Below are 14599 nucleotides of genomic sequence, written 5' to 3' on the forward strand. Positions count from 1 at the left end.
GCTCAGCCCTTCTTGGCGCGAGCCGCGGCGGTCAGCAGGACGTCCAGCAGGTCGAAGGCGTCGGAGACGTCGCCCATGAACTTGGCCTCGGCCTCCCACTCCTTGTGGAGGTTCTTGGTGAGTTTGGCGATGGTGTCCATGCCGTCCTGGATGTCATCCTTGGCGCTCATCAGGGTGCCCAGCACGCCGAAGGCGGACAGGTCGTGCGAAGCGGCCTTGAAGTCATGGAGCGGTTTGCGGGTGTGGTGATCCACTTTGCCCAGCGCAGAGGCTGCCTTGTGCAGGGCTTCCGCATCCTTCTTCAGGTCCGACATGCTGCCCGCCCCCGTGGGTTGAGATAGTTCCGCGTGTGGTGTGCCGACCGGCCGACGGCCTCGGTCAGCGGTTGATGGACTGGATCTCCTGGACCGTCATGTCCTGGGTCGTCTCGAAGGTGCCGTCCGGCAGATCGCCCTTCGCACCACCCGTGCCCTCCCAGGAGATCTCCCAGGTGATCGACGCCTTCAGCTCGTACGGTTCGCCGCTCGTGGCGCGGAGGTACTGGATCCCGCACGGCGGCTCCTGCCCGGCGTTGCCCTTCTTGTAAGGGGCACCGATGGAACCGTCCTCGTTGACCGGGCAATCACCGGAAGCGGGGAAGGTCTTTGCATCCTCGGTGCCTGGCTCCAGATGGAGGGCGACGGGCTTGGCCGTGGTTACCGCATACAGGCCGGTGCCGGGCAGGTCGGCGCGGACCGTGACGTCCTTGAAGGTGGTCTTGTCCAGCCACGCCCAGGTGGGCAGGTTCACCGTCGACTTGCCCTCGGGCTTCAGCTCGATCTCAGTGTCCGGGACCCTGATCTTGTCGTAGGCGAAGGCGGCGAGAGTCTCGGGAGTCGGGGCGTTCTTGTCCTTGGGGATCGTGCCCTCGTCCTGCCAGAACATGATGCGGCCGCAGTCCCACGCCTTGGCGTCCTGGTACATGCCCTTACGGACCGTGCTGCGCCAGAACATGCCCTTCTTGCCGAGGTTGTACTTCTTGTATCCGTCGGCCGTGGTGTCTCCGGGGCGATTCAGGTCGAAGTTGGAGTCCGCCTTGCCCTTCTCGTAGTGGTCCACCCACAGGCCGTTGCTCCACCACACGTGGGCGTTCACGAGCCCGCCCTCGCCGGTCGCGACCGCGTCCTTCAACTGTTTCGGTGAGAAGGCCGGCTCGTACCAGCAGGCCGGCGGCTTCCAGTTGGGATCCAGGGACCTCAGCTCGCCGGCCGACGCCTTCGCCGTCTGGCCGCCGGGGTACGTGAGCTTGATCTTCGAGTTGGACACCGATGCCATGAGTGACTTGCCGGAGGCGTCGCCGCTGGGGCCTGAGGGCTTGCTCGGCTGTTTGGACTTGTCGTCTTCGCCGAACGCGTGCGCCATGCCGGGCATCGCAACAACCACGAACACTGAGGCGATCAGCAGACTTGTCGCCCTGGAGGAGCGCGACATGCTCAGCAGCCACCCCGTTCGGTTTCCGAGTAACTCGTCTTCCACACACCCTGTGACGTCTTGTCGAGCCGGTTGCGGTACTGGACGCGCGCCTTGGAATCCTGGGGTGTCCGCTCGACCTCGCCGGTCTTGGTGTTCTTGGTGGAGCCCCTGCTCTCGTCGACGCAGTAGAACAACACACCGCTGCCGTCATCGGCGATGCTCACCTGCGGTTTCGATACTGTGGCGCGGCCGATCAGGACCAGGTCGTCGTCGACGAAACCCTTGATCCACTTGCGGGCCGACTGGCCGGCGGCACCGTCGGTGTAGAAAGCCACCGCCTTGGAGTCCGGGTTCCCCTCAACGATCGCGGCGTACTCGGCGAGCAGTTCCTGCTTGCCGTCATCCATGATGGCCTGCAGCTTCGGATCGCTGTTCGTCCATCCGGCGAACTCCGCCTGAAATGACTTGGGCAGCTTGATCTCCGGCCGCTTGGCTCCGCCCGGCTTCACCGACGGACTGGCGGACGCCGAGCTGTCCTTGCCTCCGCCCCCGGCACCCTTGATCTTGTCGGACGAGTCATCGTCACCGCTGCCCGAACCACATCCGGTGAGCAAGAGCATGGTGCTTGCGGTGATCGCGACCGCAACGGGCAAGATACGGCGGTTCACTTCTGACTCCAGGTGGGGGGACGGCGTCTCGGGGCAACTGACGATGCCCAAGGTGCAAATGCTTTCATGCGATCGATCCGCCGCGGTCTGGGGGGCGATGAGTTGGCCGATATCGCACGTGTCGAGGATCTGCATCTTGTGCATGTCCCACTTGGTCGGCATAACAATCGCGGCGCCTTCCACCACGCCTGTCGGTGTGACACATGCCATCCTCGCTTCCCCTCAACAGCTTGGACGCCGGCCGTTGAGCCGGACGGCGAGATCCGCGATAGCACCCTCTCTGTCCGTCCGGCGACGGATGTGTTGGAGGAATCGAAGGTCCGCAGGCTGGCCGCCGGGGCCCGGTATGCGCCCGCCGACTGGATTCAACGGGCAATGATCACCGTGAGCTGGGAAGGGCCGCGGGTCCCGGCGATCGCGCAGCGGCTGGGATGCCATGAGAAGACGTTCCGTAAGTGGCTGCACAGGTACAACGAGCAGGGCTGGATGGGATCGGTGGCCGGCCCGGCTGTGGTCGCAAGCAGCGGATCACCGAGGCCGAACGCTCCCGGATGATCGCGCTGGTCAAGCTGATCCCTGCCCGGCGGGCTGGAGATCCAGCCGTCCGGCGAGTTGTCGGCGGCTGACGTGAAGGGGCCGGATGAGTGGACCCTGGACGGCTGGCCGCCATCGCACGCGAGGCAAAGATCGAGGTGGGCCGCTCGCAGGTCCGCAGGATTCCTGACCGAGGGGGCGCGCTGGCGACGTACCCGGCCCTGGACCCGCTCCAGGGACCCGGACTTCGTCCCAAAAGGACCCGGATCGTCGGCCTCTACACCCAACCACTCGACGGTGCGACAGTGATCTGCGCCGATGAGCTGTTGCCGGTGATCCCGCGCGCCTTCCCACCCCGGGGCCGGTGGGTCACCCGACGGCCACCGGATCAAGGCCGAGCTCGACCACAGTCGCGGCCCGGAGAAGACCTGGGTCTACGGCGGCCTGCGCGTCCGCGACGGCATTGAGATCACCACGACCGCGCCCTGGTCCACGCCATCCTGAAGGGCGCTGCGTTCGCGTTCGCGCATGGCCAGACGTGCCGCAGTGTGCAACGGCGGGTGCCGCCCCGAGCTCCATCGCTCGGGGCGGCACCCGCCTCAGGGACGGTTGACTACTGGGCCTTTGACGCCCCAGTTCCTGCCAGTCGATAAGTGCGGGGCCGTTCGGTCACCTGCTCGCTGATCCCCTGCACGGTAAGAGTCACCAGGGCATTGGCGATGGCCCCCGAGCTCTTCTCGATCACGCGGCTGATCTTGGTGGCGGTGAATGCCTCGGCCGGGTGTGCTTGCAGGTGGTCGATGACCATCTGGCGCAGGCCGCCGGGAGCCAGCCGCGCCCTCTGCCCGATGGGGGCGGCCATGCGTACGACCGGATGCTCGGCTTCGCGGGCGTGGGCGTTGGCGTCCGCGACTTCGGCATCCTCACCCCCGTTGGAGTCTTCCGCGTCGGCCTCCGCAAGGGTGTGGGGGGTGACGCCCTGGGGAGTACCGCTTGGGCGGGTAGTGGTGACGGCGTCAGGTGTCGGGGCGGTGGCTCCCGTGTCTGAGTCGTCCCCGTTTGGCTCCGAGCCCTCCTCTGCCTCTGTCTGCTGCTCCCGGCACGCGCCGAGCGGAGCGGGGTTCCAGCGGTCGGGGGTGCGGCGTGCCCCCTCGTGGCCGCCGGGGGTGCGGACGGCCAGGCCGTGTTCCTCCAGGGTGACCAGGGCTTTTCCGGCGGTGGAGCGGCCGAGGCCTGTGGCGAGGGCGAGTTCGGCCCCAGTGGTGCCGGGCGAGGCGACGAGTTTGGTGTAGATCGCGGCGGGTGCGCCGGTCAGGCCGGTCAGTGGTACGGGGTCGGGCACGGGGTGCAGGATGCGGGTGTTGTTGGTGTTGGACATGGTGGAGCCTCGTTTCCATGTGAGCGGTGGATGTGGGCCCCGGCCGGGGTTCAGCGCCAGGCGCTGTGGTGTCCGATCCGGCGCGTGCGCATCGCGGAGTTCCGGTCGAACGCGGCTTAATGGAAAGCGAGTTCAGGGGTTCTGAATTCGCGGCCATCGGCCGGTACGACCATGGACGCTCTGGACCCGGCGACAAGTCAAGCGGCAGCGATCCATCGGGCCGATCGATCGTGATGCGGGGATCGGTGCTGGTCATGAGGATGGGGGGTCGCTGTCGGGGCGGCGGGTGAGGAGCTGGGTCTGGATCTGGCGGGCTCGGTCCGGGCCGATGTGCAGCTGGGTGCGCAGCCGCCAGATGCTGGCCGGGCGGCCGGTCGTCGCGCGGGCGGTGTCATCGATCGCGGTGGCGCGTGCCCACGTGTCGCCGTCTGCCGCCCGAGCCGGGCTTCCCCGGTGGGCGGGTGCCGTCGGAGCGGTAAAGGGGGTGTCGTCGCCGGGCGTGGGCTGCACTGGCACCGGGCCGTCGTGGCCTCGGTGCTTTAGGGGTGTGACCGGCAGCGGATCGGAGAGAGACGAGGGCGACGGCCCGTACGGGACGGGATCCGGTGCGGGGCGAGCCGCGGCGATCGCCCGATCGGCGTCGTCGGCCGGGATCAGGAGCGGGGCGATGGTACGGCGGTAGGCCGCGATCGTCTCGGTGAGCAGGATCAGCAGCACGGTCGGTACGCCGTGCAGAAGGATGCCGGCGGGGTCGGTGTGCGTCGGCCAGCCGATCTGGCCGTCGGGCCAGATCGAAGTCCAGGTGTTCATCAGGGTGGCGGCGATCGCGGTGAACCAGCGCAGGGCCGCCGACCAGGCCGGCGGGTCCAGGCCCCAGGCCGCCAGGCGTGCGTCCGCGTACAGAACGGTGGCCAGGGCGAGGGCCACCATGGGGTCCAGCAGGATGGCGATGCCCAGGGAGACGCCCCTGCTGGTGGCGAACAGCGTCACGTTGACCGCGGTGAATACGAGGGTGAGGACGGCGACGCCGGCCAGGGCACGGGTGAGCGCGGTCAGCAGGGCGTGGGCCTGAGCCGGCGTCGGGCGCGTCACCGAGAACCCTTGCGCGCGGTGGGACGTGTGGCGCCGTAGTAGTCGTGCCAGCGGTAGTCCTCGATGCGGACGACGGAGCGGCTGTTCGGGGCGTTGATCATCTTGTTGTTGCCGATGTAGAGGCCGACGTGGTGGAGGTTGCCGGGGCTGCCGTAGAAGAGGAGGTCGCCGGGGAGCAGGGGCTGTCCGGCGCCGACTTTGGTGGTGGCCTGGTACTGGGCTTGAGCCGTGCGGGGCAGGGAGATACCCGTTTTGGCGTAGGCGGCCTTGGTCAGGCCCGAGCAGTCGAAGCCGCCGTCCGCCGGTCCGTTGCCGCCCCACTGGTAGGGGACGCCGAGCTGGGAGTGTGCGTAGGCAACTGCCTTGCCTGCGTTGCCGGTTGCCGGGGCTGCGGCGGCCGCGTATTCGTCGGCGATTTTGAGGACCTTGTTCACGTACCAGTCGGCGTGGTTGTAGTGCCAGATCGCCCGGCGCAGGTTCTTGCCGTTCTTGGCGCCGTTGGCGCACAGCAGGCGGGCCGCGGCGTAGACGGCGTCGACTGGGTCCCAGGGGGTGGGCGGCTTCTTCCCGCCGGGCGGCACCGGGTGGGCGTAGGCCTTGAAGGTGGAGGGCAGGAACTGCATCGGTCCGACCGCGCCCGCAGAGGAGGTCATGGTGGGGTAGCGGCCGTGGTCGGTCTCGACCTTGCCGATCGCCGCGAGCACTGTCCACGGGAGGCCCGGGCACTCCGGTGCCGCCCGCTGGTAGAGCGCGAGCATCTTGGGCGGGATGTCGGCCAGCGCGTGCTTGCTCGGGCTCGCCGATGCGCCGCCGCTGCCGGTCATGGAGCCGCTCAGCAGGGTGGCGGCAATGACGGCAACCAGCAGCGGCAGGGCAAGGATTGCGCATCCGGCCCCGGCGGCCATTCTGGCGAGGGCGCTCACGGTCAGGCACCGCATGCTGGAGGCTGGGGAGGGATGGGGCGCCAGGGGAAGGCGGTGTGGCGGCCGGGGGTGGCAAGTGTTGCTTCGGGCGTGAGGGCCGGGACGAGGCCGGGCCAGTAGGTCGCTAGTTGGGCCGGGGCGAGCCGGCTGGCTGGGGCAGGTCCCAGGGGGAGCCAGGCGGCGCCGTCCGGTTTGGCGAGCTGAGTGTTGCCGGTGGCGATGGGCAGTTCGAGGCGGTCGGTGCTCTCGGCGAGACGGTGGCGCAGGGCGGCCTCGCGGCGGGCGGTGGCGGTATGGATCAGGAGGGGGGTGCGGGTGCCGGTGGTGGCGGCGAGGGCGGCGTAGCCGGGGAGTTTGGCCTCGACGCGGGCGAGGTTGTAGGAGCCGGTGTCGTACTCCAGGAAGAGCGGCAGGAGTTGAACGGCCGGGGTGGTGTGGTGGGCGTAGGCGTCGGGGCGGATCCAGTCGCCCCACAGCCGGGTCGCGGAGCGTTCGGAGAGCCACTCCACCAGGGCGCCTCTGGCGGCGAGGTGGGTGAGGAGGGTGTTGACGCCCAGGGTGTGGTCCAGGGTGGGGGAGAAGGCGATGCGGGCGCAGTGGTCCTTGCGCCAGCCGGTGGCGGCCAGGTCGCATCCGGCGCGGGCGGCGAGGAGTTCGGCTCCGGCCCGTCCCAGGGTGTAGTGCTCGGGGGCGGAGCCGCTCTGGCGCAGGGGGCGGAAGGAGTCGACGACGCCCAGCAGGTAGAGCTCGCGCAGGCGACGGTTGGCGGTGCGGTGGCCGGTGAAGGCGAGCGCGGTGATGTGGTGCGAGGTGAGGACCTTGTGCTCGTGGAGCATTTCGATGAGCCACAGGTCGCGCGGGGTGAGGCGGGTGGCGAGCCGGGAGAGGTCGGTGCGGGCCCGGTCGGGCTGGGCGGGGCGGCGTCGGCGGGAGGCCGCGCGCGGGACGTAGCCGGGGTTCGAACTCGTCGTGGGCATGACCTACTCCTGGAGTAGCGCGGCGGGGGTTAGAGGGGCAGGTAGGTGGAGCGGCTGGTGGTGGCGCCGAAGCGGTCGGCGGCAGCGGCCCGCAGTGCGGTCGAGCGCCCGGCCACGGGCGGGGGAAGGGGGCGGGTGGTGAGGGTGAAGGCGGCTGTTTCGGCGCCGTCGGCCAGGAGGTGGGCGGCGGCCTGGTAGGGGCCGAGGTGGGCGAGGTCGTGCGCGCCCAGGGTGGGCAGGGTGTGGCGTTCCAGGGCGTTGGCGTCTTCGGGGGAGGCGTTGAAGAAGACTTTGTTGCGGGCGTTGGCGGAGATGCCTTCGCGCAGGTCGCGGGGGAGCTGGGCGAGGTGCTGGTGGGCCAGGTTCATGGAGAGGCGGTAGCCGCGGGCTTCGGCGAGCATGTCCTCCAGCGGGTAGGGGAGGGTCAGGAAGTTGTGTGCTTCGTCCACGTACAGCGCGGCGTCGATCCGGTCGCGTTCGGGGGTGCGGGCGCGGGCCGCGGCGGCCTGCCAGGTCTTGGCGACGATGAACGAGCCGAGCAGCCGGGTGGTCTCCTCGCCCAGGGCGCCCTTGGGCAGGCGGGCCAGCAGGATGCCGCCGTCCAGGACGTCGGGCAGGTGGAAGGTCGACTCGCCCGAGGCGATGGTCTGGCGGGCGAAGGAGCGCAGCAGGAAAGCGCGGAGCTTGTTCATGATCGGGCCGATGACCGCGGCGCGGGAGGGCTCGGACAGGGACTCGTACCAGATCCAGAAGCCCTTGAGGACGGGGTCCTTGATGGTGGGCATCATGCGGATGCGGTAGGCGGGTTCGCCCAGCAGGCGGGGGATGTCGGCGAGGGTGACCAGGCGGCTGGTGATCTGGGCGTGGCGCAGGAGGGTGAGGCAGGCGGCGCGCATGATGTCGTCGGTGCGCGGGCCCCAGAAGGCGGCGAAGATGCGGCGGAAGATGCCGGTGATGTTGTCGACGACGACGTCGATGTCGCTGCCGTCCAGGACGTTCAGGCAGGGCGGGGTGTGGGTGTCGTCGGGGTCGATGAGCACCAGCTTGTCGGCGCAGGAGGGCGGCAGGCGGTGCAGGAGGTCGGCGACGAGGTCGCCCTTGGGGTCGATGACGATCGCACCCCGGCCCTCGCGCACGTCGTCCAGGACGAGTTGGCCGATCAGGGTGGACTTGCCGGAGCCGGTGGCGCCCATCAGATGCAGGTGATGTCGAGCATCGGGAACCCTCAGCCCGACATCCCGGCGGGCGCCGGTGTCCGAGGCACCCAGCGGTTTGACGCCGGGGCCGGGCTGCGGCACAGCAGGCGGCGGGGCGATGGAACGGGCGCCCGCGCGGGCCAGGCCGGGGGCGTCGGGGTCGGCCGGGAGGTGGGCCAGGGCGGCGAGTTCGGGCACCGAGAGCAGGTCACCGCGGTGGCGGGGGAAGCGGCGGGCGCTCAGGGCCGGGTGTGGATCTGGCAGGCGGTGGCGGGCCAGCCAGTTGCGGGCGGCGTACAGGGAGAAGGCGGAAGCCAGGGCATGGGCGCGGCCGCGCAGCCGGGCCTCGGCTCCCTCGGATTTGTGCGGCAGGGCGATGGCGTAGCGGATGGCCACCTCCCACTGGGGGCCGGTGAGTTTGCCGACGCTCTGGCGTACCTCGACGCCGTGTGAGGGGTCGGTGGCGGCGGGCGAGGTGCGTTGCGGTGCGTGGGTGAACAGCCGGAAGAGGGCGGAGAGGCGGGGTGCGGTGTGTCCGGCCTTCAGACGGCGGGCGCTGCGCCTTGAGCGGCGCAGCCGGGCGCCGGTCGCGGGCCGGGCGAGCAACTGCACCAGCGCGTGCTCGCCCTCCGTCATTCCGGTGGCCGCCTGGAGCAGGGCGCGCAGAGGATCGTCCTTGTGGTCGGTGCGCAGCGGCAGCACCTCCGGCCGGGCGAGCCGCAAGGCGCCGGCGGTGCACCGGTGGTCGGCCGGGAAGGGGGGTGCGGCGTCGGAGAGGGTGGTGTGGGCGCCGGGCCAGGCGGCCTCCACCGCGCGACGTACGAGGGTGGTGGGGGTGGAGCCGGGCAGCCACAGTCGGATGGTCAGCCCGCCGGTGTCCCAGGCGTACTCGAAGCCGACATGTGGCTGGCCGTGCAGCAGGCGTTGGTGCCAGGGGCGCAGCAGGCCGGAGAGTTGGGCCCAGAGCACCTCGCCGCCCTTGCCGGGCACTGTGGGCGGGGCGAGGATCGTGACCAGCCGGGCGCCCTCGGCGAAGGTCTGCTGCCGCCTGCGGTGGACGGCGATGCGGGTGGCGAGGAGCGCGGCGGAGATCAGTGCCGTGCCGGGTGCCAGCCAGGGCCAGGCGTCGGCGAGGAAGTCCCCGCTGCGGTGCAGCAGGGTGTGCCAGAAGTGGTGGGGATCGGTCAGCAGGGGGCCGAGCAGGCCGCCCGGGCCGGCGGTGGCGGTCACAGCTGGAGTCCGGTCAGGTCGGGCAGTCCGTAGGGGTCGCTCGCCTCGTCCCGTACGGCCTGCTCGTCCGCCTCGAGCTCGACGGGGTCGGTGGTGATCAGATCGTGCTCGCTGGTGGCGGCGACCGGCGTGAAGGAGATCTTCGTGCGGCCCGACAGCAGGAGCGCGCAGCCCCGGGGAGCGGACAGCAGATGATGCCGCTCGCCGCGCGAGAGGTGGAAGGCGGCGGCGATCTGGTCGATGGCCTGTGGAGCCTGTCGCATGAGCACCTGGGTCGCGGAGTTGGTGACGATCGCCCGGCCCAACTCGCTGGCCAGCACGTCGTCGGCGTCCTGGGTGACCACCGCGAGGCCGGTCCAGTACTTGCGGGCTGCCTTGGCCATCCGGAACAAGAAGCGCGCCCCGTGCCCCTCGCGCATCAACAGCCACGCCTCGTCGACCACCACCAGGCGCCTCCTGCGGTGGCCGGAGTGGGCGACCTGCCGCCAGATGGCATCGAGCGCCAGGAGCATACTCACCGTCTTCAGCTCGTCGGATACCTCCCGCAGACAGAAGACGACCAAATGTCCGGCGGGGCGGGTGGTGGTCGACCCGGAGAACAACTGCCGGTGGGAGCCCTCCACATACGGGGCCAGGCGAACGGCCAGCTCGCCCGCGGCCGGCTCGTTCATCGCAGCGAGCTGGGTGGCCAGGTCGGCGAGCAGCGGCGCGGGACGGCAGAAGGTAGCGGGATCGGTAGTGATCCCGGCGTGGTGGTAGGTGGCAAGGACCGCCCGGTCCAGCACCGCCCGCTCGGCGGAGGAGAGTTCCCCGCCGAGCAGGACGGCCAGGAAGGTGTGCAGGAACAGCACGCGGCGGGTGAGCACATCCTGTTCGCCACTCGTCGTCGGCGGCAGGTCGAAGGGGTTGAGCCGCACGGCGGGATCGCCGAGGCGGATGACGGTGCCGCCCACCGACTCGGCCAGGGTGACGTACTCGTCCTCCGGGTCGATGACCATGGCTTCGGTGCCGGTGAACAGCTGCCGCAGCAGTTCGAGTTTGGTCAGATACGACTTGCCGGCCCCGGAGCGGGCCAGGGTGATGGAGTTGTAGTTGTCCTGGGCGAAGCGGTCCCACAACACCAGTGACCCGCTGGAGGTGTTGATGCCGTAGAGCACTCCGCCCGGTGCCAGCGCGATGTCGGCGGGCAGGTCGGGGGAGGCGAAGGGGAAGCAGGCGGCGAGGGCTTCGGTGTCGAAGGTGCGCCGTACCTTCAGCGTGTCCAGACCCAGGGGGAGGGTGGCCAGCCAGCCGGGCAGCGCCCGGTAGGTGGCCGGCGCGGTGGCCACCAGGAGCGAGTCGGCGATCGAGCGGACCGAGGCCACCTCGTCGGCCAGATGCTCCTCACTCTCCCCGTACACGGTCATGTACAGGCCGAGGCGGAAGAGCTTCCCCTCCCCGCGCGCGATGCGATAGGCGAGTTCGGTCGCGTCCGCGGCGGCGGCTTCGGTGTCCGGGTCGTCCAGGCGGCCGTGGTCCATGCCGGTGCGGCGGGAGGATTCCAGGCGTGCCCGCTGCTTCTTGAGCTGCTGGGCGGCCAGCGAGCTGGGGACCGGTTCGATGTGCAGGGCCACGTCCAAGCGGCCGGGGTAGGTGAGCAGCGGTTCCAGCCACCCGGGTGCTACTTCGGCGGGGTAGCCGGTCACCACCAGGGTGGCGGCCAGGTGCCCGCCGACGGCGAGCGTGCGGGCATGGACTTCGAGCCCGTCCGGGCCGTGATGGGCCAGCACGTCACGGGCGTCGACGGACGTGCCCGGCACGGAGCCACGGCGAAGCAGTCGCAACATCACACACCTGCCAGGGGCGCGGCATCGAGGTCGGCTGCCAGCCGGAGGGCCTCGGCGGCGGCCGGCGCCTCCAGCGCCGAGACGGTGATCTCGGCTGCCTCCAGAGCGCGGGCAGCCTCGGTGAGGCGGTGGCCGGCCCGGGCTGCGCCGGTGGCCGAGGGCTCGCGGACCACCAGCAGGACCTGGCGGGTGAGCAGATCGCGCTCGGCGGCCAGCTCGTCAAGGAAGGAGGCGTGGGCGAGTGCTGCCCGTTCCAGCGCCGGGTGGGGGAGGGCGGGCGCGGTCTGGGCCAGCTCGTCGACCAACGGAGCGATCTCGAGGCGGTGGGCACGGATGAGGATCTGGGTGGGCCCGGTCAGGGAGTTCAGCCAGCGGGCGAACGCCTCGGTCAGGGCCTGCTGTTCACCGCCGGTGCGCAGGTGGAAGTTGATCGTGCTACACACCGCCAGCGCCGCCTGGCCGTCGGCGCCGAGATCGAGCGTGCCCGTTTCGGCGACCTCCCGGCACGGCGGACGCAGCGCCGCCGGTTGCCGAGAGGCCTGCTTCTTCCAGGGGGCGGGCGTGATGGCGGGCAGCGCGGGAACGCCCTCGGGGGCGGGCACCCGCCGCTTGGGTGCGGAATGGAAGCGGAGGGCGGCGAGCAGGAGTTGATCCATGCCGATGCCATCGCGTCGCCCCACCGCGACCACGGTCACGATCAGGGCGACTGGGGAGACGAGAGCCACGTAGGCGAGAGGGCCCATCAGTGGTCGGCTGGCCCAGTAACCGCCGTACAGCACGAGCGCGGCCACGGTCAGGATCGCGGTCTGCCGCGCGGTCAACGGCCCGAGAATACGGTCCTCGCGGGATACGTCGGCGGGGATTCGGGCGGGGGTGACGACGTCGTCGTCGGCGGGCTCGGTCACGGCGTGCGCCTCCGGGGTGTGCGCGGCGGGGTGGGCGGTTCGAGGGGCAGGCGCAGTTGCACAGGGCGGGCGGGACGTACGCGGACGCGAGGGGCTGGGATGGGCAGGGCGAGTTGTCGGCGCCGAGGCGCCGGGGCGCGTACGGCGGGGGTAGCGGGGGCGGGCGTGGCTGGCGGAACGGGGGTGGCTGGTGGAGCGGTGGGGAGTACGGGGCCAGGGCGGGGGACGTGGGGAGCGGCGATGGGGAGCCAGGTCTGACCTGGGCGGGCTGAGTTGGCTGGGGTGCGGTTAACGGGTATGGGCAGCGCCAACTGCTGCTGGCGCCGGGCCTGGGCGGGGTGGGGGACGGCAGGTGGACTCTGCGCTGGTCGCGGGCGGGGAGCAGCACGCTGACCTGCGCCGGCACGTCGACCTGGGCCAGCTCCCCGGCCGCCGCCGGGTCGTGCTGGGGCGCCAGCTCCGCGAGGAGCGGCTGGGGAGGGGGCTGGGGGCGACGGCGCGGCGCCGACTGCGGGGCCTCCACCTGCGGCGGGCGGACATGCCCCCGCGGGCTGGGCGCCACCGGGGCGAGGGGCGCGGCGAGGAGCAGCGCCTGCGGCTGCACCGCCGGGCCCGGGCCGGGGTGGCCTGACGCCACCGCCACCGCCACCGCCACCGCCACCGCCACCGCCACCGCCACCGCGGCCGGGCCGCGGGCCGCCCCTGCCGCGCGGGCCTCCGCCTCCACCGCCGCCCGGAGGGATGCCACCCCGCCGGGGTCGGCGGGCGGCACCCCCACCGCCGGGCAGGTAGCGGCCCATCAGCTGATACATGGCCAGTTGCCGCAGCATGCGCACCGGCGCCGGGGCGTGAGGCTGCTGGATCGGGCTGCCGCGCAGGACGACCTGGAGAGTCCAGCCGGGAATCTTGAACAGCACCCAGAACAGGGCCACTCCGGCCAGCAGCGTGCCCAGCTGATCGGCCTTGGGGATGCCGAGGACGGTGGCGCCGGGGGCGAAGAACAGCTTCAGCGCGAGGATGAACGTCATCGACTGTGCGATCTGGATGACCAGACAACCGCCCAGGCCCCGCCACCACAGCCGGGCGACGGGATCGGTGAGCGGGTGGGCATGGCAGGCCAGTGCCAGCGGCGCGAGCACCGCGAGCAGTGCCATCAGCGCGACCCGCACGATGAACCCGATCAGCACCGCAATGATGAGGACGAGTTCGACGACGGCGAGCAACAGCAGATAGATCGCGATGCCGGTGGGGCCGAACAGAGCGAAGGGCAGGGCCCGTTCGACGAGCCCCTGCCCGGCGTCCGCCATGTCCGTACCCATGATCGCGTGGGTGAGGGAGTTGCCCAGCCTGATCGTCTTGCCCATGACGGTTAGCGAGGAGGCCGCGGCGGCGATGCCCAGCAGTAGCCGCGGCACGATCTGTTTGAGGGCGTAGCTGATTTGCACCGTCTCGTAGCCCATGACGGTGACGCCGCCCGCCGTCACGAACAGCACATAGATGCCGGCCGTGATGCCCATCGAGGCGGTCCACAGCCGCTTGATGTCCGCGTGCTTGGTGACGTCCGGGGCTGCCAACAGCGTGTCGGCAATCAGCTCCCGCAAAGGCTTCATGGCCTCTTCGAGGAGCATGCCGAGGAACGCGGTGATCGCATTGATGACCAGGCCGGGGAGGTCCAGGAGGTTGCCGAAAAACCCCTCCGCATTCGGATCCGACGGCGTTGCGGGCGGCGTCGGCCCCGGTGTCGGCTCCGGCGCCGAGGGCCGCGGCGGAGGCTTGGGCTTTCCCGGCGAGGGGGAGGGCCCGGGGGCGGGTTCCGGCCGGGCGGTGCCGGGCCCGGATTCCGGCGGCGGAACTACCGGGCCGGGCTGCGGCTGAGGTTGCGGCTCCGGCTCCCAAGGAGCAGCGGGCGCATGCGCGATGGCTGCCGGAGGCACGGCGGCGTTGGCGATGGGCACAACGGCCAGGACACCTGTGGTCAGCAGGAGCGCGGGGAGTAACCGGGCGCGCGCGAGACAGCGGGCGCTGATCATTGCCCCGCCCCGGCGCCGACGATGCCTTTAAGGACAGTGACGATGACCGGTGCCAGGATCGCCAGGCCGTAGCCGACCGCGGCGGCCCGCAAGGCCCGCTTGGCGGACTCGACTTCCCCCGGATCGCCCCCGGCCATCAGGTAGCGCAGCCCGCCGAAGGTCAGGAACAGGGTGGCGAGAGCGGCGAGGATCCCGACGATCCAGTTCCGCAGGTTCGTGATCACCTGCGGGATGGTCGCCACCGCCCACGAACTGGGCGGGTCTGCCAGGAGAGTGCACGTTACGAGGACGAAGACGAAGAGCGCCCGGGCCGCGATGCGGGCCAGGCGGCGCAGACCGGGGTGGAGGACCCCTGCCCGCAGCCGGGATGACGGCAGAGCACGCACGA

At 70.9% G+C, this 14599-nt stretch carries 13 protein-coding genes; 1 reads left to right on the forward strand and 12 read right to left on the reverse strand.

Translation table 11 applies throughout. The features are described 5' to 3' along the window. Nucleotides 1–2: 2 nt before the first annotated feature. The 3 genes from ACIBCK_RS36910 to ACIBCK_RS36920 all read right to left on the reverse strand — a co-directional run bounded on the left by ACIBCK_RS36910 (nt 3) and on the right by ACIBCK_RS36920 (nt 2306). Nucleotides 3–314 carry a hypothetical protein gene (locus tag ACIBCK_RS36910; protein WP_399397467.1) on the reverse strand — a complete coding sequence of 104 codons (312 nt, stop codon included), beginning with the start codon at nt 312–314 and terminating at the stop codon, nt 3–5. 64 nt (nt 315–378) lie between these two features. Beyond that, nucleotides 379–1470 (reverse strand): hypothetical protein, encoded by a 1092-nt coding sequence (locus ACIBCK_RS36915; RefSeq protein ID WP_399397469.1) that lies wholly within the window; start codon nt 1468–1470, stop codon nt 379–381. A gap of 2 nt (nt 1471–1472) precedes the next feature. Further along, nucleotides 1473–2306 carry a hypothetical protein gene (locus ACIBCK_RS36920; protein ID WP_399397471.1) on the reverse strand — a complete coding sequence of 278 codons (834 nt, stop codon included), beginning with the start codon at nt 2304–2306 and terminating at the stop codon, nt 1473–1475. A gap of 189 nt (nt 2307–2495) precedes the next feature. Here ACIBCK_RS36920 and ACIBCK_RS36925 point away from each other — a divergent pair, with 189 nt between their 5' ends. Then, nucleotides 2496–2675 carry a helix-turn-helix domain-containing protein gene (locus tag ACIBCK_RS36925; protein WP_399397473.1) on the forward strand — a complete coding sequence of 60 codons (180 nt, stop codon included), beginning with the start codon at nt 2496–2498 and terminating at the stop codon, nt 2673–2675. A gap of 592 nt (nt 2676–3267) precedes the next feature. Here ACIBCK_RS36925 and ACIBCK_RS36930 read toward each other — a convergent pair. From ACIBCK_RS36930 to ACIBCK_RS36970, 9 genes are all read right to left on the reverse strand, one after another. Then, entirely contained in the window at nt 3268–4032 is a 765-nt protein-coding gene (locus ACIBCK_RS36930; protein ID WP_399397474.1) for a hypothetical protein, read from the reverse strand. 252 nt (nt 4033–4284) lie between these two features. Then, complete coding sequence (locus ACIBCK_RS36935) at nt 4285–5124, reverse strand: extensin (RefSeq protein ID WP_399397476.1); 840 nt, start codon at nt 5122–5124, stop codon at nt 4285–4287. After that, nucleotides 5121–6047, reverse strand: coding sequence for an NlpC/P60 family protein (locus ACIBCK_RS36940; protein WP_399397478.1), 927 nt, complete (start codon nt 6045–6047; stop codon nt 5121–5123). The genes ACIBCK_RS36935 and ACIBCK_RS36940 overlap by 4 nt, the downstream gene beginning before the upstream one ends. Nucleotides 6048–6049: 2 nt before the next feature. Continuing rightward, nucleotides 6050–7024 carry a replication-relaxation family protein gene (locus ACIBCK_RS36945; protein ID WP_399397480.1) on the reverse strand — a complete coding sequence of 325 codons (975 nt, stop codon included), beginning with the start codon at nt 7022–7024 and terminating at the stop codon, nt 6050–6052. Nucleotides 7025–7053: 29 nt separating this feature from the next. Then, nucleotides 7054–9450: a type IV secretory system conjugative DNA transfer family protein gene (locus ACIBCK_RS36950; protein WP_399397482.1), complete on the reverse strand. Its 2397-nt coding sequence runs from the start codon at nt 9448–9450 to the stop codon at nt 7054–7056. Continuing rightward, complete coding sequence (locus tag ACIBCK_RS36955; protein ID WP_399397484.1) at nt 9447–11276, reverse strand: VirB4 family type IV secretion system protein; 1830 nt, start codon at nt 11274–11276, stop codon at nt 9447–9449. Before ACIBCK_RS36955 ends, ACIBCK_RS36950 begins: the two co-directional genes overlap by 4 nt. Then, nucleotides 11276–12181, reverse strand: coding sequence for a PrgI family protein (locus tag ACIBCK_RS36960; protein WP_399397486.1), 906 nt, complete (start codon nt 12179–12181; stop codon nt 11276–11278). Before ACIBCK_RS36960 ends, ACIBCK_RS36955 begins: the two co-directional genes overlap by 1 nt. Beyond that, on the reverse strand, nt 12178–14211 hold the full coding sequence (locus tag ACIBCK_RS36965) for a hypothetical protein (protein ID WP_399397487.1): 2034 nt from the start codon (nt 14209–14211) through the stop codon (nt 12178–12180). The genes ACIBCK_RS36960 and ACIBCK_RS36965 overlap by 4 nt, the downstream gene beginning before the upstream one ends. Further along, complete coding sequence (locus ACIBCK_RS36970; protein ID WP_399397524.1) at nt 14208–14546, reverse strand: pilin; 339 nt, start codon at nt 14544–14546, stop codon at nt 14208–14210. The genes ACIBCK_RS36965 and ACIBCK_RS36970 overlap by 4 nt, the downstream gene beginning before the upstream one ends. Between the last annotated feature and the right edge of the window lie 53 nt (nt 14547–14599).

The sequence above is a fragment of the Streptomyces sp. NPDC051218 genome (assembly GCF_044455475.1).
Taxonomy (GTDB): Bacteria; Actinomycetota; Actinomycetes; order Streptomycetales; family Streptomycetaceae; genus Streptomyces.